The 20,956-nt window shown below is 77.1% G+C and carries 14 protein-coding genes and 2 tRNA genes; 10 read left to right on the forward strand and 6 right to left on the reverse strand.

Annotated features, from left to right (window positions below; all coding sequences use genetic code 11):
• Positions 1-7: 7 nt before the first annotated feature.
• The 7 genes from BJ968_RS18075 to BJ968_RS18105 all read left to right on the forward strand — a co-directional run bounded on the left by BJ968_RS18075 (position 8) and on the right by BJ968_RS18105 (position 6,940).
• A tRNA-Met gene (locus BJ968_RS18075) sits at positions 8-81 on the forward strand.
• Positions 82-187: 106 nt separating this feature from the next.
• Positions 188-261 (forward strand) — tRNA-Met (locus BJ968_RS18080).
• Between the two features lie 84 nt (positions 262-345).
• Entirely contained in the window at positions 346-1,719 is a 1,374-nt protein-coding gene (locus BJ968_RS18085) for a 3' terminal RNA ribose 2'-O-methyltransferase Hen1 (RefSeq protein ID WP_179754188.1), read from the forward strand.
• Complete coding sequence (locus BJ968_RS18090; RefSeq protein ID WP_179754190.1) at positions 1,716-4,262, forward strand: polynucleotide kinase-phosphatase; 2,547 nt, start codon at positions 1,716-1,718, stop codon at positions 4,260-4,262. The genes BJ968_RS18085 and BJ968_RS18090 overlap by 4 nt, the downstream gene beginning before the upstream one ends.
• Positions 4,263-4,396: 134 nt before the next feature.
• Entirely contained in the window at positions 4,397-5,047 is a 651-nt protein-coding gene (locus tag BJ968_RS18095; protein ID WP_179754192.1) for an SNARE-associated domain-containing protein, read from the forward strand.
• Positions 5,001-6,272, forward strand: a complete 1,272-nt coding sequence (locus tag BJ968_RS18100; RefSeq protein WP_179754194.1) for a sensor histidine kinase — start codon at positions 5,001-5,003, stop codon at positions 6,270-6,272. Before BJ968_RS18095 ends, BJ968_RS18100 begins: the two co-directional genes overlap by 47 nt.
• Positions 6,269-6,940 (forward strand): response regulator, encoded by a 672-nt coding sequence (locus BJ968_RS18105; RefSeq protein ID WP_343078109.1) that lies wholly within the window; start codon positions 6,269-6,271, stop codon positions 6,938-6,940. The genes BJ968_RS18100 and BJ968_RS18105 overlap by 4 nt, the downstream gene beginning before the upstream one ends.
• Here the strand turns inward: BJ968_RS18105 and BJ968_RS18110 are convergent.
• Positions 6,924-8,867, reverse strand: coding sequence for an anthranilate synthase family protein (locus BJ968_RS18110; protein WP_179754196.1), 1,944 nt, complete (start codon positions 8,865-8,867; stop codon positions 6,924-6,926). The genes BJ968_RS18105 and BJ968_RS18110 overlap by 17 nt on opposite strands.
• Positions 8,868-9,091: 224 nt before the next feature.
• Here BJ968_RS18110 and BJ968_RS18115 point away from each other — a divergent pair, with 224 nt between their 5' ends.
• Together BJ968_RS18115 and BJ968_RS18120 are read left to right on the forward strand one after the other, a co-directional pair.
• A complete protein-coding gene (locus BJ968_RS18115) occupies positions 9,092-10,516 on the forward strand; it encodes a glucose-6-phosphate dehydrogenase (protein WP_425491515.1) in 1,425 nt (474 codons plus the stop codon).
• Between the two features lie 7 nt (positions 10,517-10,523).
• The gene (locus BJ968_RS18120; protein ID WP_179754198.1) at positions 10,524-10,991 is read left to right on the forward strand and encodes a GNAT family N-acetyltransferase; all 468 of its coding nucleotides are present in this window, start codon (positions 10,524-10,526) and stop codon (positions 10,989-10,991) included.
• Here BJ968_RS18120 and BJ968_RS18125 read toward each other — a convergent pair.
• The 4 genes from BJ968_RS18125 to hisN all read right to left on the reverse strand — a co-directional run bounded on the left by BJ968_RS18125 (position 10,975) and on the right by hisN (position 14,583).
• On the reverse strand, positions 10,975-11,595 hold the full coding sequence (locus BJ968_RS18125) for a hypothetical protein (RefSeq protein WP_179754200.1): 621 nt from the start codon (positions 11,593-11,595) through the stop codon (positions 10,975-10,977). The genes BJ968_RS18120 and BJ968_RS18125 overlap by 17 nt on opposite strands.
• A 136-nt stretch (positions 11,596-11,731) precedes the next feature.
• The gene (locus BJ968_RS24995) at positions 11,732-12,796 is read right to left on the reverse strand and encodes a mechanosensitive ion channel domain-containing protein (protein ID WP_179754202.1); all 1,065 of its coding nucleotides are present in this window, start codon (positions 12,794-12,796) and stop codon (positions 11,732-11,734) included.
• Between the two features lie 177 nt (positions 12,797-12,973).
• Positions 12,974-13,774, reverse strand: a complete 801-nt coding sequence (locus BJ968_RS18135) for a CPBP family intramembrane glutamic endopeptidase (RefSeq protein ID WP_343078110.1) — start codon at positions 13,772-13,774, stop codon at positions 12,974-12,976.
• Positions 13,771-14,583, reverse strand: coding sequence for a histidinol-phosphatase (gene hisN / locus BJ968_RS18140; RefSeq protein WP_179754205.1), 813 nt, complete (start codon positions 14,581-14,583; stop codon positions 13,771-13,773). The genes BJ968_RS18135 and hisN overlap by 4 nt, the downstream gene beginning before the upstream one ends.
• A 133-nt stretch (positions 14,584-14,716) precedes the next feature.
• Between hisN and BJ968_RS18145 the strand changes: the two genes are divergently transcribed.
• Complete coding sequence (locus BJ968_RS18145; protein WP_179754206.1) at positions 14,717-15,403, forward strand: vitamin K epoxide reductase family protein; 687 nt, start codon at positions 14,717-14,719, stop codon at positions 15,401-15,403.
• Between the two features lie 4 nt (positions 15,404-15,407).
• On the opposite strand, the gene BJ968_RS18150 is transcribed toward BJ968_RS18145, so the two are convergent.
• Positions 15,408-20,924, reverse strand: coding sequence for a diguanylate cyclase (locus BJ968_RS18150; RefSeq protein ID WP_179754207.1), 5,517 nt, complete (start codon positions 20,922-20,924; stop codon positions 15,408-15,410).
• Between the last annotated feature and the right edge of the window lie 32 nt (positions 20,925-20,956).

A 20,956-nucleotide genomic window follows, 5' to 3' on the forward strand; every position in this document is an offset into this window, starting at 1 on the left:
CTCACGACGCGGGGTGGAGCAGCTCGGTAGCTCGCTGGGCTCATAACCCAGAGGTCGCAGGTTCAAATCCTGTCCCCGCTACTGACGACGGAGGCCCGGACCACACGGTCCGGGCCTTCGTCGTTCCCGCCTGCGCCGCAGGCGATTTGCTTCGGCGCGAGGATCCACGTAACGTGGGGTTCACCGACGCGGGGTGGAGCAGCTCGGTAGCTCGCTGGGCTCATAACCCAGAGGTCGCAGGTTCAAATCCTGTCCCCGCTACGCCGATCGAAGGCCCGGACCACACGGTCCGGGCCTTCGTGTTTTCCGGTGCGTCGCCGCCGCCCTCCGTGGTCTGCTGCAGGGGTGATCCTCACCCTGAGCGCGCAGCGGCCCGCTCCCGAGGTCCCCGCCGGGGACCTCGGCTTCCTGCTGCACAAGCACCCCGACCGGGTCCTGACCAGCGAGCACGGCGCCGTGACCACGCACGTCCTCTACCCGCGGAACACGCCGGAGGAGTGCGAGGTCGCGGTGCTGCTCGACGTCGACCCCGTGGCGCTCGTGCGCACCGGCGGGGACACCGGCGTGCTCGGCCAGCACGTCAACGACCGGCCCTACGCCGCGTCCAGCCTGCTGGCCGTCGCCCTGGGCCGGGTGTTCTCCACCGCGCTCGCCGGCCGCTGCACCGCCCGCCCCGACCTGGTCGACGTGAGGTGGCCCCTGCGGCTGCGGCTGCCGTCCCTGCCCTGCTCGGGCGGCCCGGCCCTCGTGCACCGCCTCTTCGAGCCCCTCGGCTGGCGGGTGCGGACCACGGTGCTGCCGCTGGACGAGACGGTGCCCGCCTGGGGGGAGTCCCGGTACGTCGACGCCGAGCTGGAGGGCACGTGCCGGGTCGCCGACGCGCTGGCGCAGCTGTACGTCCTGCTGCCCGTCCTGGACGACGCCAAGCACTACTGGGTGGGGGAGTCCGAGATCGACAAGCTGCTGCGCCGCGGCGGCGACTGGCTCGCGACCCACCCCGAGCGCGAGCTGATCACGCGCCGGTACCTGCTGCACGCCCGGCCGCTGGTCCTGGACGCCCTGGACCGCCTCGCCGAGCTCGACGACCGGCCCGCCGACCCCGTCGAGGAGCCCCCCGCCCGGCTCGCGGACCACCGCCGCGCCGCGCTCCTGGCCGTCCTGGCCGAGCTCGGCGCGGCCCGGGTCGTGGACCTCGGGTGCGGTCAGGGGGAGCTGCTGCGGGCCCTGGCCGCCGACGCGCGGTACACCGCCGTCGTGGGGACCGACGTGTCCGTCCGCGCGCTGCGCACGGCCTCGCGCCGGCTGCGCCTGGACCGGCAGCCCGACGACCGGGTGCGCGTCTTCCAGAGCTCCCTGACCTACCGCGACGAGCGGATCGCCGGCTTCGACGCCGCCGTGCTGTCCGAGGTGGTCGAGCACGTCGACCCGCCCCGGCTGGGGGCGCTCGAACGCGTCGTCTTCGGCGAGGCCGCCCCCACCCACGTCCTCGTCACCACCCCGAACGCGGAGCACAACGTGAACTACCCCGGCCTGCGCGGGAACGGCCTGCGGCACCCCGACCACCGGTTCGAGTGGACCCGCCCGCAGTTCGCGCGGTGGGCCGCGGACGTCGGCTCCCGCTTCGGGTACACCGTCCGGCACCTGGGCGTGGGCGAGGCCGTGGGCAGCACGGGAGCCCCCACCCAGCTGGCCGTCTTCACCAAGGAGGTGGCGGCGTGAGGGAGCTCACCGTGCCGCGCACGAGCCTGGTGGTGCTCGTCGGCGCCTCCGGGTCGGGCAAGTCGACGTTCGCCCGGGCCCGCTTCGCCCCCACCGAGGTGCTCTCCAGCGACGCCTGCCGGGGGATGGTCTCCGACGACGAGAACGACCAGGCCGCCACCGCCGACGCGTTCGAGGTCCTGCACCTCATCGCCGCCAAGCGGCTCGCGGCGGGCCGGCTGACCGTCGTGGACGCGACGAACGTCCAGCCGTCGGCGCGCCGGTCCCTGGTGGACCTGGCCCGCGCGCACGACGTCCTGCCCGTCGCGGTCGTCCTGGACCTGCCCGTGGAGGTGTGCGTGGCCCGCAACGCCGCCCGGCCCGACCGCACCTTCGGCGCCCACGTCGTGCGCCGGCAGCAGGCCGACCTGCGCCGCAGCCTGGGCCGCCTGCAGCGCGAGGGCTTCCGCGTCGTCCACGTGCTGCGCAGCGCCGAGGAGGTCGCCGACGCCACGGTCGTCCGCACCAGGCTGCACGTCGACCTGCGCGAGGAGACCGGGCCCTTCGACGTCGTCGGCGACGTCCACGGCTGCCGGGAGGAGCTCACCGACCTGCTGACCCGTCTCGGCTACGGGCTCGTCACCGACGAGCGGGGCCGGCCCGTCGACGCCGTGCCCCCGCCGGGCCGGCGGGCGGTGTTCGTCGGCGACCTCGTCGACCGGGGACCGGACACCCCCGGCGTCCTGCGGCTGGTCATGGGGATGGTCGCCGCCGGGCACGCGCTGTGCGTGGCGGGCAACCACGAGAACAAGCTGCTGCGGGCGCTGCGCGGCCGCGACGTGCAGGTCACCCACGGCCTGGCCGAGTCCCTGGAGCAGCTGGGCGCCGAGCCGGAGGAGTTCCGCGCGCAGGTCACCGCGTTCCTGGACTCCCTGCTGTCGCACTACGTCCTGGACGGCGGGAACCTCGCCGTCGCCCACGCCGGGGTCCTGGAGCGCTACCAGGGCCGCGCCTCGGGCCGGGTGCGCGACTTCTGCCTGTACGGGCAGACGACGGGGGAGACCGACGAGTTCGGCCTGCCCGTCCGGTACCCGTGGGCGCAGGACTACCGGGGCCGGGCCACCGTCGTCTACGGCCACACGCCCGTGCCCGAGCCGGAGTGGGTCAACGGGACGATCTGCGTCGACACCGGCTGCGTCTTCGGCGGCCACCTCACGGCGCTGCGGTACCCGGAGAAGGAGCTGGTCTCCGTCCCGGCCCGGGCCGTGCACCACGACCCGGTGCGGCCCTTCCCCGCGGCGGCGCCGGCCGCTCCCGGGCGCACCGTCGTGCGCGACCCCGACGTCCTCGACGTCACCGACGTCCTGGGCAAGCGCGTCGTCGAGACCGCCGACCACGGCCGCGTCACCGTCCGGGAGGAGAACGCCGCCGCGGCCCTGGAGGTGGTGTCCCGCTTCGCCGTCGACCCCCGCTGGCTGGTGCACCTGCCCCCGACGACGGCCCCCGTCGCGACGTCGTCGCGCGAGGGCCACCTCGAGCACCCCGACGAGGCCTTCTCGGCGTACGCCGCCGACGGCGTCGCGACCGTGGTCTGCGAGGAGAAGCACATGGGCTCGCGCGCCGTGGCGCTCGTGTGCCGCGACGAGCGCGTCGCCCGGGAGCGCTTCGGCGCCCCCGGCGGGGCGCTGGGCGCGGTGTGGACGCGCACGGGCCGCAGCTTCTTCGACCCCGCGCTGACGCAGGAGCTGGTCGGGGAGCTGCGCGCCGCGCTGACCGCGGCGGGGGTCTTCGACGAGCTCGGCGACTGGGTCGTGCTCGACGGGGAGCTGCTGCCGTGGAGCGCCAAGGCCGGGGAGCTGCTGCGGACCCAGTACGCGGCCGTCGGCGCCGCGGGCCGCTCGGCGCTGCCCGTCGCCGTCGACGCCCTGGAGCGGGCGTCGGGGCGGGGGCTGGACGTCGGCGCGCTGCTGGCCCGGACCGCGGCCCGCAGCGCGAACGTCGCGGCGTTCACCGACGCCTACCGGCGGTACTGCTGGCCGACCGAGGGCCTCGACGGCGTCCGGTTCGCGCCGTTCGCCGTGCCGGCCGCCGCGGGGGCGACGTTCGCCGACCGCCCCCACGACTGGCACCTGTCCGTCGCCGACCGGCTCGTCGCCGTCTCGGACCGCTTCACCGCCACCCGCCGGCTCGTCGTGGACACCGCCGCCCCCGCCGAGGGGGTCGCCTGGTGGGAGGAGCTGACCGGCGCCGGGGGCGAGGGGGTGGTCGTCAAACCGCTGGCGAACCGGGTCCGGACCCGGCGCGGCCTCGTCCAGCCCGCCCTGAAGGTCCGCGGCCGGGAGTACCTGCGGATCGTCTACGGGCCCGACTACCTCGAACCGGCGAACCTGGCGCGGCTGCGCCAGCGCAACCTGGGGCGCAAGCGGTCCCTGGCGCTGCGCGAGTACGCCCTCGGCCTCGAGGGCCTGGAGCGGGCCGCGCGCGGGGAACCGCTGTGGCGGGTGCACGAGTGCGCCTTCGCCGTCCTGGCGCTGGAGTCCGAACCGGTGGACCCCCGGCTGTGACCCCCCACCGGGGCCGCCGGACCCCTACCCCGGTGCTACGCCGGGACGGTCCCGCCGGGTGACGCCCCGCGGCGGGCCCGTGCGGTGCACTGGGCGGGCGGTCGCGGGACCGCGCCGGACCGGAGGACGGGGTGGTGGGGGTGGACGTGCTGGGGGACGGCCCGTACGGGGTGCTGGCCCCGGCCCTGGTCGTCGAGGGGCCGGTGGCGACCTTCGTCGGCGGCACCCTCGTCGGGGCCGGGCACGCGGCGCTGGTGGTGGTGTGGCTGCTGGCGTTCGCGACGGACCTCGTCCTGGACAGCGCGCTGTTCGCGCTGGGGCGCCTGACCGCCCGCGCGGGCCGCTCCCCGCGCGCCGAGGCCCTCGCCGCGCGCCTGGGGTTCACCGCCGACCGCCGCGACGCCCTGTCCCGCACCGCCCGCGAGCACCTGCCGACCCTCGTGGCCGGCGCCAAGCTCGTCGACGTGGGCGCCGTCCCGGCGTTCTGCGCCGCGGGCTGGTCCGGGGTGGCCTACCGCCGCTTCGCCGGGTGGGTGGCGCTGTGCACCGCGGTGCGGGTCAGCGTGCTCGTCGGGCTGGGGGTGCTCACCGGTGAGCACCTGGCCGCGCGGGTGGAGGGGGTCCTGGACCGGCCCTGGCTGGCCGTCCTGGGCGGGCTGGCGGCGGGTGCGACCCTGCTGGGGGTCAAGGCCGTCGTCGGGGCCGCGCTGCGGGCCGTGCGCGAGGGGGGTGTGCTGCTTGCGACGTCGTTCTCGCCCCGCCCCTGGCCGGCTCCGGCGGCCTGAGGGGGCCCGTGCCCGTGCCCGGGCGCTGCTCGCGCCGCTGGCCCTGCTGCGCCACCCCCGGGTCCTGCTCGTCCTGCTCGCCCTGACCCTGTACGCCGTCGGCGTGCCCGTCTCGGTGGGCGTGCACCACGTCCCCACCGGGCTGGCCCTGGCGGCCGTCCTGGCCCAGTGCGCGGCCCTGCTCGTGGCGCTGTTCCGGGCCCGCTCGGCCGTCGTCCTGGGCCTGGCCGGGGTGCTGCTCGTGGCGGGCACGGCCGACCCGCGCAGCGGCCCGTGGCCCTGGACGGTGCCCTCGCTGCTGACCTTCGGGTCGCTGCTGCTCGTGCTGGGCTGCGTGCGCCGGTGGCGGGTCGCGGTCTGGGCCTGGGCGCTGAGCCTGCTGCTGACCACCGCGCTGGTGACCGTCCCGGACGTGTCCGCCGCCGGCCCCACGCCCGACTGGGTCGAGAGCGCCTGGACCGACCTCGTCGTCTACGGGCCCAACTCGGCGCTGCTGCTCGCGATCGGCGGGGTCGTCGGGGCGCGGCGGCGGGTCCGGGAGGAGCTGGCGCGCTCGCGGCGCGACGCCGAGCAGGAGCAGGCCCGCCGCGTCGTGGTGGAGGAGCGCAACCGGATCGCCCGGGAGCTGCACGACGTCGTCGCGCACAGCATGTCCGTCATCGGCGTGCAGGCCACCACGGCCCCCTACCGCCTGCCCGGGCTGCCGCCGGAGGTGCGGGCCGAGTTCGACGACATCGCCGCCCAGTCCCGCACGGCGCTGGCCGAGATGCGCACCCTGCTGGGGGTCCTGCGCAGCTCCGGCGACGGCGGTGAGCTGGCCCCGCGGGCCGGGCTGGACGGTCTGGAGGAGCTCGGCGAGGGCGCCCGGCGGGCCGGGTCGGTCGTCCACCTGCGCGTCGACGAGCCGCTGCGGCGGACCGCGCTGCCCAGCTCGGTCGGCATCGTCGTGCACCGCATCGTGCAGGAGGGGCTGGCCAACGTCGTCCGGCACGCCACCGGCGCCGCCGTCACCGTCGACGTGCTGCGCGCCGGTCCCGGGATCGTCGTGGAGGTCCGCAACGGTCCCGCGCCGCAGGGCCCGGCCCCGGCCGCCGACGCCGGCGGGCACGGGCTGGTGGGGGTGCGCGAGCGCGCCGCCCTGCTGGGCGGCGCGGTCGAGGCCGGCCCGACGCCCGACGGCGGGTTCGCCCTGCGGGTGGAGCTGCCGTGGGAGGGTGCAGCGTGACCCCCGCCGTGCGCGCCGTCGTCGTCGACGACCAGGCCATGATCCGCGCGGGGTTCTCCGCGCTGCTGTCCGCCCAGGACGGCGTCGAGGTCGTCGGGCAGGCCGCCGACGGCGCCGAGGCCGTGCGCGTGGTGACCGACGTCAAGCCCGACGTGGTGCTCATGGACGTCCGGATGCCCGTCCTGGACGGGCTGGAGGCCACCCGGCGCATCCTCGCCGCGGACCTGGACCCCCCGCCCCGGGTCCTGGTGCTCACGACCTTCGACGTCGACGACTACGTGTTCTCCGCGCTGCAGGCCGGCGCCAGCGGGTTCCTGCTCAAGGACGCCACCCCCGAGGCGCTCGTCGACGCCGTCCGCGCCGTCGCCGCCGGCGACCAGCTCCTCTCGCCCGTCATCACGCGCCGGCTCATCGAGCACTTCGTCGCGACGCGGCAGCGGGCGGTCCAGGTGCCCGCCGCCGTCGCGGACCTGACCCCGCGCGAGCGGGAGGTCCTCGTCTGCGTCGCCCGCGGGCTGTCCAACACCGAGATCGCCGCGGAGCTGTTCATCGCCGAGCAGACGACCAAGACGCACGTCAGCCGCATCCTCACCAAGCTGGGGCTGCGCGACCGCGTCCAGGCCGTCGTGCTCGGCTACGAGATCGGCCTCGTCAGCCCCGGTCGCTGAGCAGCGGCTCCACCAGGGAGCGCAGGACGGCGGGCCCCTCGAGCGTCAGCACGGACTCGGGGTGGAACTGGATGCCCGCGAACCCCGGCCCGCGCACGGCCACGACCTCCTCGGCCGGTCCCGTCGCCACCTGCACGCCCTCCCCGGCGAGCCGGTCGAGCGCGGCGGCGTCGACGCGGGCCGTGAACGAGTTGTAGAAGCCGACGGTCGCCGCGGTGCCGAACAGGTCGACCTGCAGCTGCGTGCCCTGGTGCGGGGCGTCCTTGCGGCGCAGCGGCAGGCCCAGCGTCCCGGACAGCAGCTGGTGGCCCAGGCACACGCCGAGCAGCGGGTTGCCCCCGGCGCGGGCCGCGGCCGCCAGGCCGGCCGCCAGCTGCTGCAGGCGGGCGATGCGCGGGTCGGAGGCGTCCTCGGGGTCGCCCGGGCCCGGGCCCAGCAGGACCAGGCCGGTGTGGGCGGCGAGCTCGGCCTCCAGCGCCGGGTCGTCGTAGCGCAGCACCCGGGCGCGCAACCCGGCCGCGGCCAGCAGGTGCACGAGCATCGCGGTGAACGTGTCCTCGGCGTCCACGACGAGCGCCTCGCCGAGGGGGGAGCCCGTCGGCTGCTTCTGCGGTTCGAGCCAGAAGGGGGCCAGGCGGTCGCGGCGGGAGGCCAGCAGGTTCGCGACCCGCGCGTCGGAGGCCAGCGGCACCCGGCGCACCGGGGCCCCGTCCGGGCCGGTGCGCGGGGGCAGCGGCGGCAGCGCGCCCAGGGCGCGCAGGACGCCGGCGGACTTGGCGTGCGTCTCGGCCACCTCGCCCTCGGGCGTCGAGCCGCGCACCAGCGTGGCGCCCACCGAGACGCGCACGGTCGCGCTCGCGCCGGCGGCCCGCACGTCGGCGGTGCGGATGAGGATGGGGGAGTCCAGGGTCTGCGCGCCCTCGGCGTCGTGGCCCAGCAGCGCCAGCGCGCCGGCGTAGTAGCCGCGGCCCGACGGCTCGAAGCGCTTGATGACGCGGCACGCGCTCTGCAGCGGCGAACCCGTCACGGTGGCCGCGAACATGGTCTGCCGCAGCACCTCGCGGGCGTCCAGGGTCGACTGGCCGCGCAGCTCGAACTCGGTGTGGGCGAGGTTGGCCATCTCCCGCAGGTAGGGCCCGTGCACGACCCCGCCCAGGTCGCCGACCGAGCACATCATCTTCAGCTCCTCGTCGACCACCATGAACAGCTCCTCGACCTCCTTGGGGTCGGTGAGGAACTCCACGAGGCCGTCGGCGTCCGGGCCCGCCGCGGGGTAGCGGTACGTGCCGGAGATGGGGTTCATGACGACCTCGCCGCGCGCCATCCGCACGTGCACCTCCGGGGAGGCGCCGACCAGCGTCCGCGACGTCCCGTCGGGGCCGGGGACGTGCACGACGAACGTCCAGTACGCGCCGTGCTCGGCCACCAGCAGCCGGCGGAACAGGCTCAGCGCGGTGGTCGCGGTGAAGCCGTCGACGACACCGTCGACGTCGCGGCGGATGACGAAGTTCGCGCCGCTGCCCTGGGCGATCTCGTCGGCGATGATCCGGCGCACCACGGCGGCGTAGTCGTCGTCGGACAGGTCCGGGGCGACGTCGCGCAGCGGGACCTCGGCGTCGGGCAGGACCCGCAGGGCGTCCTCGAGGGTCAGGTCCACGGCGGAGGCGATGCGCAGCACCTGCAGCGGGGTGCCGTCGTCGTGGACCTCGAAACCGCGTTCGCGCAGCTGCCGGAACGGGACCAGGGCCAGGGCGTCGCGCGCCGTGGTCCCCAGGGGGATGTCCGCCAGGTGCTCGACGACCTCCACGGGGCCGCGCAGGACCTCCACGGGACCGGGCTGACCCGTGCGCGGGTCCAGGCGGCGCAGCAGCGCGAACGGGCCCGCGCCGGGCTCCAGCAGGGCCGCGACGGTGTTCTCGGGGGTCATCGGTTTCTCCTCGGGGGGCTTCAGGGCGAGCCGTCCGTCGAGGGGGACGTCCAGTGGTCGGCCTCCTCGACGAGGCGGCCACGGGACGTCAGGAGCGTCAGGCGACCGCCGACACCCACCACCACGCACCGCGGCGCGAGGCGCTGGCGGTTCCCGTCGGGAGAGCGGTGGTCACGGGGACACCATAGCCCGCACGGGGTGGACGGAGGCAATACGGTGCAGCCGTGACCTCCGCACCGCAGACACCGCCGTCCTCGACCTCGGACGCGCCGACGATCTTCATCATGTACGGGGCGACCGGCGACCTCTCGCGCCGGCTCGTGTCCCCGGCCTTCTTCGAGCTCGCCCGCCTGGGCCGGCTGCCGCGCCGGTGGCGGCTCATCGGCAGCGGCCGCGGCGAGAAGACGCACGAGGAGTTCCGCGGGTTCATCCGCGAGGCCCTGGAGGAGTTCGGCCCGCAGCCGTCCGACGGGCCCTGGGACGAGTTCGCCGCCAACCTCCTGTTCGCCGGCGGCGGCTTCACCGCCGACGACCCGGGCGAGCTGCTCGACGTGCTCGCCCAGGCCCGGGGCGACGTCGGGGAGGACGCCGAGGTCGTCCACTACCTCGCGATCCCGCCGGGGGCCTTCCTCGACACCACCCGGGCCTTCGCCGCGCACGGCCTCGTCGAGGGCTCGCGCGTCGTCTACGAGAAGCCCTACGGCACCTCGCTGGCGAGCTTCGAGGAGCTCGACGCCGAGGTGCAGCGCGTCTTCGACGAGTCCCAGGTGTTCCGCATCGACCACTTCCTGGCCTTCGAGGCGCAGCAGGACGTCATCCACGCCCGGTTCGCGAACCCGTGGCTGGCCTCGATCTGGAACCGCGAGTTCATCGCCCAGGTGCAGGTCGACGTCGCCGAGACGCTCGACGTCGCCCAGCGCGCGAGCTTCTACGACGCCACCGGCGCCTTCCTCGACATGATCGTCACGCACCTGTTCCAGATGGCCGCCACGGTCGCCATGGAACCGCCGGCCGACCTCGGCCCGGGGGCCCTGCAGGCGGCCCGGGACGCTGCGCTGCAGGACTTCCGCGAACTCGACCCGGCCGAGGTCGTGCTCGGGCAGTTCGAGGGGTACACCGCGATCGACGGCGTCCCGGACGACTCCCGGACCGACACCCTCGCCGCGTGCCGGGTCTGGATCGACAACGACCGCTGGCGCGGGGTGCCGTTCCTGCTGCGGTCGGGCAAGAAGATGACGGCCGACGAGCAGCGCGTCACCCTCGTGCTGAAGTCGCCCACTGGGCTGCACGCCGACGCCGAACCGGCGACGATCAGCTTCTCGCTGCTCGAGGGCGGTGCGCTGGACCTGGCCACCACCGTGCGCCGGCCCGGGGTCGAGGGCGGACTGGTGCAGGGCACCGCGACGCTGGCGCTGGACGAGTTCGAGGGCGTGGCGGCCCGGCCCGCGCTGCCCTACGTGCACCTCATCGAGCACGTGCTGACCGGGGACCGGTCGCTGTTCACCGGCGTCGAGGGCCTGCGGGCCGCGTGGACGGCCATCGAGCGGTTCTCCCAGGACCGGCCCGAGGTGCTGCCCTACGCGCCGGGCACGTGGGGGCCGGAGGCGGCCGACGCGCTCGCGGAACCGGGGCAGTGGTTCCTGCGCTGAGCGTGCCGTGCTGATCGAGCGCGCGCTGGACGGTGACGCGGGGGAACTGCTCACCGTCCAGCGGGCCGCGTTCGTCGGCGAGGCGCAGCGCTACGGCGACCCGTTCCTGCCGCCGCTGCGGGAGGACCTCGACGCCGTCCGCGCGGCCGTCGCGGCGCAGGTCGTGCTGGTGGCCCGGGAGGGGACCCGGCTCGTCGGGTCGGTCCGGGTGCGGGTGCAGGACCGGGTGGGTCACGTCGGCCGGCTCGCCGTCGCCCCCGACCGGCAGCGCCGGGGGATCGGCACGGCGCTGCTCACGGCGCTCGAAGACGCTGTGCCGCAGGGGGTCCGTGAGCTGCGGCTGTTCACCGGCGGGGACTCGGCCGAGAACATCGCCCGCTACGAGCGGGCGGGGTACGCCCGGTGCGGGGAGAGCGCGGACGACCGCGGCGTGCGGCTCGTCCACCTGGTGAAGGTGCTCAGGCCGCCAGCGTGAGGGTGGCGCGCCGCGCCAGGACCAGGGGGCGGACCAGCAGGCGGCCCGGGACCCCGAAGCGGCCGTCGTGCAGGGCGCGGGCCACCGCCAGCGGCGGGCAGCGGCGCGCCAGCACCACACCGGCCAGGACCACCGTGACGACCGAGCACACGACCACGGACCACTGGCCCGTGGCCGCGCCGTAGACCGCCCACAGGCCGCCGGAGACCTGGGTCAGCACGAACGTCGCCGGGGCCAGGCCGTGCAGCGGCTCGCGGCGCACGACGGTGCGGATCTGCGGCAGCATCTTCACCAGCGACACCACGGTGCCCAGGGCGCCGACCAGGCCGACGCCCCCGACGGCGAGGGCCCCCGCCAGGAGCGGGGCCCACGCGACCAGGGCCACGACCGCCGGCGCCAGCCGCAGGCCCAGCCGGCGCGCGGCGAGGACGACCGTCACGACGGCGCACAGGAAGCCGGGCACGTTGGCGACCAGCTGCGCGGGGTCGCGCAGGACGGCGCCGTAGCTGAGCCAGGTGCCCGAGGCGAGGGCGCCCAGGACGGCGGAGGAGTAGGACAGGCCGGTGGCGTCGGGGTCGCGCACGAGGCGGACGACCTGGGGCACCCCGGTGAGGATGCCGAGAGCGGCGGCGAGGAGACCGAGCGAAGGGATCAAGGCGGAGACAGGCACGTGCCTGTTCTTCGACCCGCGCTCGGACCCCCCTTGAGGCGGCTGTCAACTCAAAGTGGTGAGACCTGGCTCACAACCGCGAGCTCTGCTGGGGCAGGTTCAGGGCGCGCGGGGTTTCCAGGCGCACCTTGGGCAGCGCCTCGGGGTGCTCGCTGCGGATGCGGCCGACGACCTCCTCGCGCACCGCGCAGCGCAGGTCGTACAGCTCGGCCGCCGAGTCGGCGCTGACGAGGACCCGGAACGTCACCAGCGAGTTCTTCGCGTCGGTCACCTGCAGCACGTACGTCTGCCCGTTCCACAGCGGGTGCTCGCGGACGAAGACCTCGGTGCTGGAACGCAGCTCGTCGAACGGGACGGTCCAGTCCGTCTCGAACTCCACGGTCCCGACCAGGTCGGAGGAGTTCCGCGTCCAGTTCGTGAAGGGGGTCGTCGTGAAGTACGTCGAGGGCAGGATCATCCGCCGCTGGTCCCACAACCGGACCACGACGTACGTCAGCGTGATGTCCTCGACGTTGCCGAACTCGCCCTCCACCACGACGACGTCGTCGACGCGCAGACCGTCGGTGAACGCGATCTGCAACCCCGCGAAGACGTTCGCCAGCGACGTCTGGGCCGCCAGCCCGGCCACCACCGACAGCAGCCCCGCCGAGGCCAGGACGCTCGTCCCCACCCCCCGGGCCCCGGGGATCGTCAGCAGCATCGAGGCCACGGCCACGACGACGATCAGCGCCACGACGACCCGCTTGAGCAGCGAGACCTGCGTCCGCCGCTGCCGCTGCCGCCGGTTGTCGGCCACGTCGATGCGGTAGCGCAGCATCAGGACGTCCTGCACGACGTTCGCGGCGACCACCGCCAGCCCCGCCCCGAACGCGACGGTGAGCAGCCGCAGCACGAGGAAGGTCGGCTCGCGCCAGTCCGCGGCCTGCGTGTAGACGCCCAGGGAGGCGTACGCGGCGACGGTGGCGAGCAGACCCGCCAGCGGCCGGCGGCCCCGCTGGGCCAGGGTGGCGAGGATCTCGTGCTTGCGGCCCAGGCGCCGCACGACGAGCGCGACGAGCTCGCCGACACCGGCGGCCAGGACGGCGGCCACCAGGGCCACGGCGATCGTGAGCCAGACGGAGGTGCTGATGTTCACGGAAGCGGTAGCTCCTCAGGGATCGAGTACGGACATCGACGTCCTGCGGACCCTCGCCACGGTAGGCGACGTGACCGGGCCCGTGCAGCCCGGGCGGGCGGACCCCCGCACGACCTGCACGAGACCTCCCGCACGGCGATCACCGCCGCGGCCGCCCCGCGGGCCCCGTCGCGGGCCTCAGCCGGGCAGCCAGCTCACCTTCCCCACGAGCGCGGCGTAGCCGACGAAGGCGACGACGTCGATGGCCGTGTGCGCGACGACCAGCGGCGCCGTGCGGCCCCAGCGCTGGTAGACGTACCCGAACACCAGCCCCATCGCGACGTTCCCGACGAACCCCCCGACCCCCTGGTACAGGTGGTACGACCCGCGCAGCAGCGCGCTGACCAGCAGCGCCGGGAACCACCGGAACCCCAGCTGCGAGAGCCGGTGCAGCAGGTAGCCCGCGACGAGGACCTCCTCCAGGACCCCGTTCTCGGCCGCGGCCAGCACCGAGACCGGCACCGCCCACCACACGTCCGGCAGCGTCGAGGCGGCGACGTTCGTGTTCACCCCGGCCGAGCGCGCCCCCAGGTACAGCACCAGGCCGCAGCCGCCGATCACCGCGGCCAGGCCCAGCCCCGCGAGCACGTCGCGCCGCCACCGCCGCCCGTCCAGGCCGAGCGTCCGCAGCGACTCCCCGCCGCGCGCCATCAGGTACGCCACGAGGAACACCGGCGCCAGGCCGGACGCGACCGCCACCAGCTGCAGGGACAGGTCCAGCCACGGCCGGTCCGGGGCGTAGCTGCCCAGGACCGTCGACGTCTGCGCGTTGACGGCCACCGGCGCGGTGAGGATCCCGATGAACCGCACGAGGGCCCGGACGCCGCTCATCCCCAGCGACACGGTGAAGACCGCGACGACCTCCCACACCAGCAGACGGCGCTCCCGCGGGTCGGTGACCACGCCGGGGCGCGGGGCGGAGTTCCCGGGGGCGCTCACGGCCGGCCCAGGAACTCCAGGGCCGCCTCGTGCAGCAGGCCGTTCGTCACGACGGCGTCCCCGCCGTGCGGCCCGTCGACGCCGGCGCGGGAGGTGAAGCGGCCCCCGGCCTCGGTGACGATGGGGACGAGGGCGGCCATGTCGTGCAGCGCCAGCTCCGGCTCGGCGGCGATGTCGACCGCGCCCTCGGCCAGCAGCATGTACGACCAGAAGTCGCCGAAGCCGCGCGTGCGCCACACGGTGCGTGTGAGCCCGAGGAAGCCCTCCAGCGACCCCGAGGCCTCCCAGCCGTCCAGGGAGGAGTAGGCGAACGAGGCGTCGGACAGCTGCGAGACCGAGCTGACCGAGATCCGCGTCGCCGACGACAGGCTGCGGCCCGTCCAGGCCCCCGACCCCGTCGCGGCCCACCAGCGCCGCCCCAGCGCGGGGGCCGAGACGACGCCCAGGACGGGCTCGCCGTCCTCCACCAGCGCGATGAGGGTGGCCCACACCGGCACGCCCCGCACGAAGTTCTTCGTCCCGTCGATGGGGTCGACGACCCACTGCCGCGACCCGTGCCCCACGAGCCCGAACTCCTCGCCCAGCACGGCGTCGCGCGGGCGGGTCCGCTTGAGCTGGCCGCGGATCAGCTCCTCGGCCGTGCGGTCGGCGTCGCTGACCGGCGTCAGGTCCGGCTTGGTCTCCACCGTCAGGTCCAGGGCCTTGAACCGGTCCGTCGTCAGCCCGTCGACCTGGTCGGCGATGACGTGCGCCAGGCGCAGGTCGTCGTCGTAGCGCGGGCGGGCGGGGGACGGGCTGGGCGTCGGCACGTCGCGAACCTACCGCCCGCGGTGCGCCGCACCGGGGAGCCGGGACCGCGACGCAGGACCACGGACCCGTTCAGCTGACGCCCAGCGCCGTCGAGGATGCTGGGACCAGCACCGCCACGAGGGAGGGACACCGATGGCCGGCACGACGGACCGGGTCGCGCGCGAGGACTCCGCCGGGGGCTCCACCGAGGACCTGCCCGACGGTCCGCCCGAGGGGCACCTGTCGGCGATCCCGGTGTCCCCGCGCACCCGCGGGCTGCTGCTGTTCCTCGGCGGCCTCCTCGGCTTCGTCGCCGCCTTCACGCTGACCGTCGAGCGGATCAGGCTGGCCGAGGACCCCGGCTACGTCCCCAGCTGCAGCATCAACCCGGTCATCTCCTGCGGCAACGTCATGCAGACCCACCAGGCGGCCCTCTTCGGCTTCCCCAACCCCCTCATCGGCATCGCGGCCTTCGCGGTCTCGACGTTCCTGGGGGTGCTGGTCCTCTCGCGCGTGGTGCTGCCGCGCTGGGTCGAGCGCGGCTACCTCGTGGGCATCACCCTCGGGGTGGTGTTCATCGGCTGGCTGATCGGCCAGAGCCTGTACCGGATCCACGCCCTGTGCCCGTACTGCGTGGTCGTGTGGGCCGTGGTGGTCCCGACCTTCTGGACGCACCTGGCCGACGGCCTCGACCGCGGGCTGGTCCCGGTGCCGCGGGCGCTGCGGGGCGCGGCGCGCGTCGTCGTGGACTACCGCGCGCTGCTGGTCGTCCTGAGCTTCCTCGCGGTGGTCGCCATGGTCGCCACCAGGTTCTGGGCCTACTGGAGCACGCTGCTGTGAGGGGTCAGGGCGCGGCGACGACGACGTCGCGACCCGCCGCCTTGGCGCGGTAGAGCGCCGCGTCGGCGCGGGCCAGCACGTCGGGCAGGTGCTCGCCGTCGCGCCGCAGCGCGACCCCCACGCTGACGGTGACCCGCAGCCGCGCGCCGCGCACCGGCACGGGGCTGCTGCGCACGGCGGCCCGCAGCCGCTCGGCCACCTCCAGCGGGTCGAACGGCTCCGCACCGGCCCCCGGGCCGGTCAGGACGAGCGCGAACTCCTCCCCGCCGTACCGGCCCAGGACGTCGGACCCCCGCGTCTGCTCCTGCAGCCGGCGCGCCACGGCCGCCAGGACCTCGTCGCCGGCCGCGTGGCCGTGGGTGTCGTTGACGGACTTGAAGTGGTCGACGTCCACCATGACGGCCGCGGCGGGACCCTCGGGATCGGCCCGCAGGCGCTGCTCGCCCACCCGCAGCAGGTGACCGCGCGTGGCGACGCCCGTCAGGGAGTCGGTGCGGGCCAGGTGCTCGACCCGGGCGAAGAGGCGGGCGTTCTCCAGGCCGATCGCGGCGGGCGCGGCCAGGGCCTCGGCGACGTGGGCGCGCGAGGCGGGACCGTCGGCGTCCCCCGACAGCACGAGCACCTCGGCGACCAGGCCCGTCCGGTCCTTCAGGGGGACCACCAGCCACGACCCCCCGTCGGTGCCGTGGGCGCCGTCGGAACCGGTGGCGCCGGCGGCGGGGGTGGCCCCGCCGGGCCCGGGGGCCAGGTCCAGCAGCCCGGCCAGGCGCGGTGGCAGCGCGGTCCCGCCCCCGGTGGTGCCGCCCGTGGTGCCGCGGGTGGCGCCGGCGCTCTCCAGCAGCCGCGCGCAGTCCGGTTCGGCCCGCCAGTCCCGGCCCCAGGCGACCTCCCGCACCGGCCCGTCCGCGGCGGTGACCAGCGCGGGCACCGGTGCGGTCGGCCCCCCGTCGGGCCCCGCGCCGGTGCGCACCGGCACGAGGGCGCCGCGGCGGGCGCCCAGCTCGGTCACGGCCGAGCGCAGCAGCCGGCGGCGCACCGTGGGCAGCTCCAGGCTGCCGGAGACCTCCTCGGTCACCCGGCGCACCGCCTCGGCCAGGTCCCGCTCGCGCTGGGCCCCGTGCACCTCGATCTCCAGCCGCGCCGCGCGGGCCGTCTCCAGCGCCGCCGCGACCTGCCCGGCGATGAGCTGCAGCAGCTCCACGTCGCCGCGGCCGAAGGCGCCCGGGGTCAGCGTGCTGATCGCCGAGAGCACCCCCGTGCGGCGCCCGCGCACCAGCAGCGGCACGGCCACGACGCTGCGGGCCCCGTCGGCCCCGTCAGCCCCGCCGACCCCGTCGGACGCACCGTGCGCCGGGACCCGCGCCGGGACCGGCTCCAGCCCACCGCGCACCACCGGCCGGCCCGTGCGGGCGGCGCGCGCGGCCGCGGGGTCGACGGGCTCGGCCGGGGACAGGTCGGTGCCCGAGCGGGTGCGGCCGGCGAGGACCGTCAGCTCGTCCCGGCCGTCCAGGACCGCCAGCACGGCCCGGTCGGCCCCCAGCACCTCGCACGCCTGGTCCAGCGCCAGCCGCACCACGTCCTGCGGGTCCAGCACCTGGGCCGCGTGCCCCACGTCGCGCATGGCCGACAGCAGCCGCCGCCGTCGCCCCGGCGCCGGGGTCCACGGACCGCGGGCGGTGCCCGCGGCCGGGCCCGCGACGGCCTCGGGCCGTCCCCGCCGGGCGAGGGTGACCCAGCCGTGCTTCTCGGCCAGCGCCGTGGCCAGCCACCGCAGGCGGTCCGCGTCCGGCTGCGCACCCGCGGCCTCGGCGACCTCGGCCCGCAGCCGCAGCACCAGGTGGTCCACGAGGGGGGCGTCCAGGTGCCGGGCCCGGGCCTCGGCCGAGCCCAGCAGGCGCGACGCCGGGCCGCGGCGGCCCAGCCGGAACAGGGCGGCGGCGCGGACCACCTCGACGTGGGCGTCCTGGACGGCGCTGCCGCGGCCGCGGCGCAGCCCGCGCAGGGCGTCGGCGACCTGCCGCTCGCGCTCGCGCGCGCCGGCCCGGTCCCCGGCCTGCACGGCGGCGCGCAGCTGCGCCACCCGGCCCTGCAGCACCAGCACCCGCGTCCAGCGGACCTCCGGCGCACCGGGCAGCGGCGTGCTGCGGACCAGCCGCTCGGCGCGGGCGGCGGCCTCGTCGAAGCGCTCGCCGACGTCGGCCTGCTCCAGCAGCCACCGGGTGGTCGCCAGCTGCAGCTGCAACCCGCTCAGCGGGTCCGTGCCGCCCGGGTCGTCCCCGGTGCCGCGCTCCAGCCGCAGGCGCACGGCGTCCAGCACGTCCCCGGCCTCCCCGGGGCGGCCGCGGGCGCTCAGCAGCGCGGCCCGCAGCAGCTCCAGCTCCACGGGCGCGGGCGCTCCCGCGGGGACCCGCCGCGCGGCCCGGGCGTGCCAGGCCGCGGCGGTGCCGACGTGCCCGGCGGCGAGCCGCTCGCCCGCCACGGCGCAGGTCCCCAGGACGTACAGCGGCAGGTCCAGCCACTGGCCGTCCGCCTCCAGCACGTCGGCCACGGCCCGCCACGTGCCGCCCGACCACAGCCGGCGCAGGCCCGCGGCCAGCCGCACCGAGGCCAGGACGGTCGGCTCGGTCTCCCCGGGCCGGTGGTCCGGGGCGGTCAGCGGTTCCCCCACGAGACCGGCGCCGCCGGGCAACCGGACCGGCAGGACGCTCGCGCGGCCGGTGCGGGCCTGCTCCAGCGCGGCGCGCAGGGACCAGCGCGCGTCGCGGGCCAGGTCCCGGCGGCGGGCGCGCACGGCGCGCGCCCAGGCCGCCAGCGCGGTCGGCACGGCCGCCGCGGTCCGGCCCGCCTGCAGGTCCGCCGCGGCGGCCTCGCGCAGCAGCACCGCGTGCGCGCCCTCGACGGTGGCCCGGCGCACCTCGCGGGCGGAGTCCCGCCGGTGCCGGCCGTCCCGGCGCCGCCCCGGGTGCAGGACGGTGCCGGCCAGCAGGAGCAGGGCGGCCAGCGCGGCCGCCCACCGGCCCGGCGCGCTCACCGGGCGGGCGGCCCGCAGCTGCGCCAGCCCCCGCGCGGCCGCGCCGGTCGTGCGGCCGGGGGCGTGCGGGGTGCGCTCGTGGCGGTGCAGGAGCGCGACCTCGCCCAGGACGACCGCCCGGGTCAGGGCGTCGTCCGCCGCCGGGGCCAGCAGGTGCTCCAGGTGCGCGTGCGCCTCGGCGTGCCGGTCCTGCCGGGCCAGGCACGCCGCCAGGAGCCGGCGCAGCCGCGGGTCGAGGTCCAGGCCCGCGGCGTCGGCGGTCCGCACGGCCTGCCCCAGGAGGGTGACGGCCGTCTCGGGGGCGAAGCGGCGGGCGGCCTCGACCCCCGCGGCGGCGCAGGCCCGGACGACGTCGGCGGGGGCCATGGCGTCCCCGGCGCGCAGGTGCTGGTGGGCGCAGGCGAACAGCGCGTCGCGGTCGGCGCCGTCCGCACCGGTCCGGGTGTCGGCGCGCAGGACCCGCGCCAGCCGCGCGTGCAGGGCCCGCCGCCCGGCCTCGCCGACCCCGTCGAGGACGGCGTCGACGACCTGCTGGTGCAGGAACTCGTGCCGGCCGCCGGGCAGCGCGCGCAGCAGCCTGGCCGCGACCCCGGCGGCCAGGCCGGCGTGCACGGCGTCGGCGTCCAGCCCCGGGACCGCGGCCCGCAGCACGAGGTGGTCGTCGACGGAGCGCCCGCACGCCGCGGCCAGCCGCAGCGCGTCCCGCTGGCCCGCCGGCAGCTCCTCCAGGCGCCGCAGGAGGGCGGTCAGCAGCCGGGGGGCGACGGGGACCGCCTCCAGCGCGTCGTGCTCCAGGCGCCAGCGGCCCCACTCCGGCACCAGGCCGCCCTGGTCCAGCAGGGTCGTCAGCAGGGCCAGCAGGGCCCCGGGGTTGCCCGCGGCCCGCGAGACCAGCGCCGCGGCGACCGGGTCGGTGACCACCGCGCCGGGCAGCCTGCGCCGCACGACGGCGCGGGCCGCGGCGTCGGACAGCGGCGGCACCTCCAGCACCACCGCGCCGGGTCCGGGCAGGCCGTCCTCGACGTCGCCGGGCTCCCCGGGGGCGGCGGGGGTCCCGGGGGTGCGGGCCCGGTCGACGAGCACCACGAGCAGCGGCAGGTCGGCGCACTCCGCGGCCAGCCACCGCAGCACGGCCAGCGTCGAGGCGTCGGCGTGCTCGGTGTCGTCGAGCACGACGAGCAGCGGCCCGGTCCGGGCGGCGTGCTGCAGCAGCTCCTCGGCCAGCGCCCCCGGTCGCGGGTCCTCCGCGCCCGGGCCGCCGGGGTCGGCCGGCGCGGGGCCCGCCGGGTTCAGCCCCCCGGCCGGGACCGCCCGCCGCAGGGCGCTCAGCGGAGCCCCCGGCGACGTCGTGGTGTCCAGGACGACGGTCGTCGCGCCCTGCGCCGAGGCCTTGCGGCGCAGGGCCTCGACCAGGACCGAGCGGCCCGACCCGGCGGCCCCGCGCACGACGACGACACCGCCGGACCCGGCGCGGGCGCTGTCCCAGGCGGCCTCCAGCGCCGCGGTCTGCCGGCTGCGCTCGAGCAGCGGGGCGTCGGCCGGGGCGTGCCAGCGGCGGCGGCCCAGCGCGATGTCGGGGGCGGTGTCGGCGGCCAGGCGCGCCAGCTCGTCGGCGACGGCCGTGGCGTCGGCGGGGCGGTCGCGGGCCTCGGGGGCCAGCAGCCGCCGCAGCAGCGGCCCCAGGGCCGGCGGCACGCCGGGGCCCAGCGGGCCGGGGGCCGCGTCTGGGCCGCCGGGGGTGCGCCCGGTCAGGCACTGCAGCAGCACGGCCCCCACCGAGTACAGGTCGCTGCGGTGGTCGACGGGGCCGCGCACCGCCCCGGTCTGCTCGGGGGAGCGGTGCGGTGGGGCCGCGGCGGTCCGCGGCCGCGCCAGGTCGGGGTCGACGAGGACCGCGCGGCCCGCGGCGGTCACCAGCACGTTGGACGGCTCCACGTCGCCGTGGACGAGGCCGCTGCGGTGCAGCGCGTGCAGGGCGTCGCACACGTCCACGACGAGCCGCAGGGTCGTGACCACCGGCAGCGTCGCGGTCCGGGCCCCGCCGGGGTGCCCGGCGGGACCGGCCGGGGCGGGGGCCAGCAGGTCCGCCAGCGTGGTGCCGTCGTGGGCGTCCACGACGACGCCGAGGCGGCCCTCGACCTCGGTGACGGCGTGGACGCGGGGGAGCCCGGGGTGGTGGACGCTGGCCAGCAGCGCGGCCTCGCGGCGCAGGGCGCGCTCGTCCTCGGCGGGTCCGGCGGGTCCGGCGGGGTCCGCGCCGGGCAGGTCGGTGCGCCGGCGCTTGACGGCGTACTCGCGGTCGCCGCGCACGGCCAGGTGCACCACGGACCCGGCGCCGCGGCCGAGCTCGCGCAGCACCGTCCACGGCGGGTCGGTGACCTGCGGGGGCCCGGGGCGGGCGGCGGGGGCCGCGGGGGAGGGGGTCAGGACCAGGCTCAGGCCGGGGGCGGTCAGCGTCGCGCCGGGCCCGCCGGGACGGGTGGCTGGCACATCCCCCATGGCGCGCCGTTCCCCCGTCTCCG

This window comes from Kineococcus aurantiacus (assembly GCF_013409345.1).
Lineage (GTDB): Bacteria > Actinomycetota > Actinomycetes > Actinomycetales > Kineococcaceae > Kineococcus > Kineococcus aurantiacus.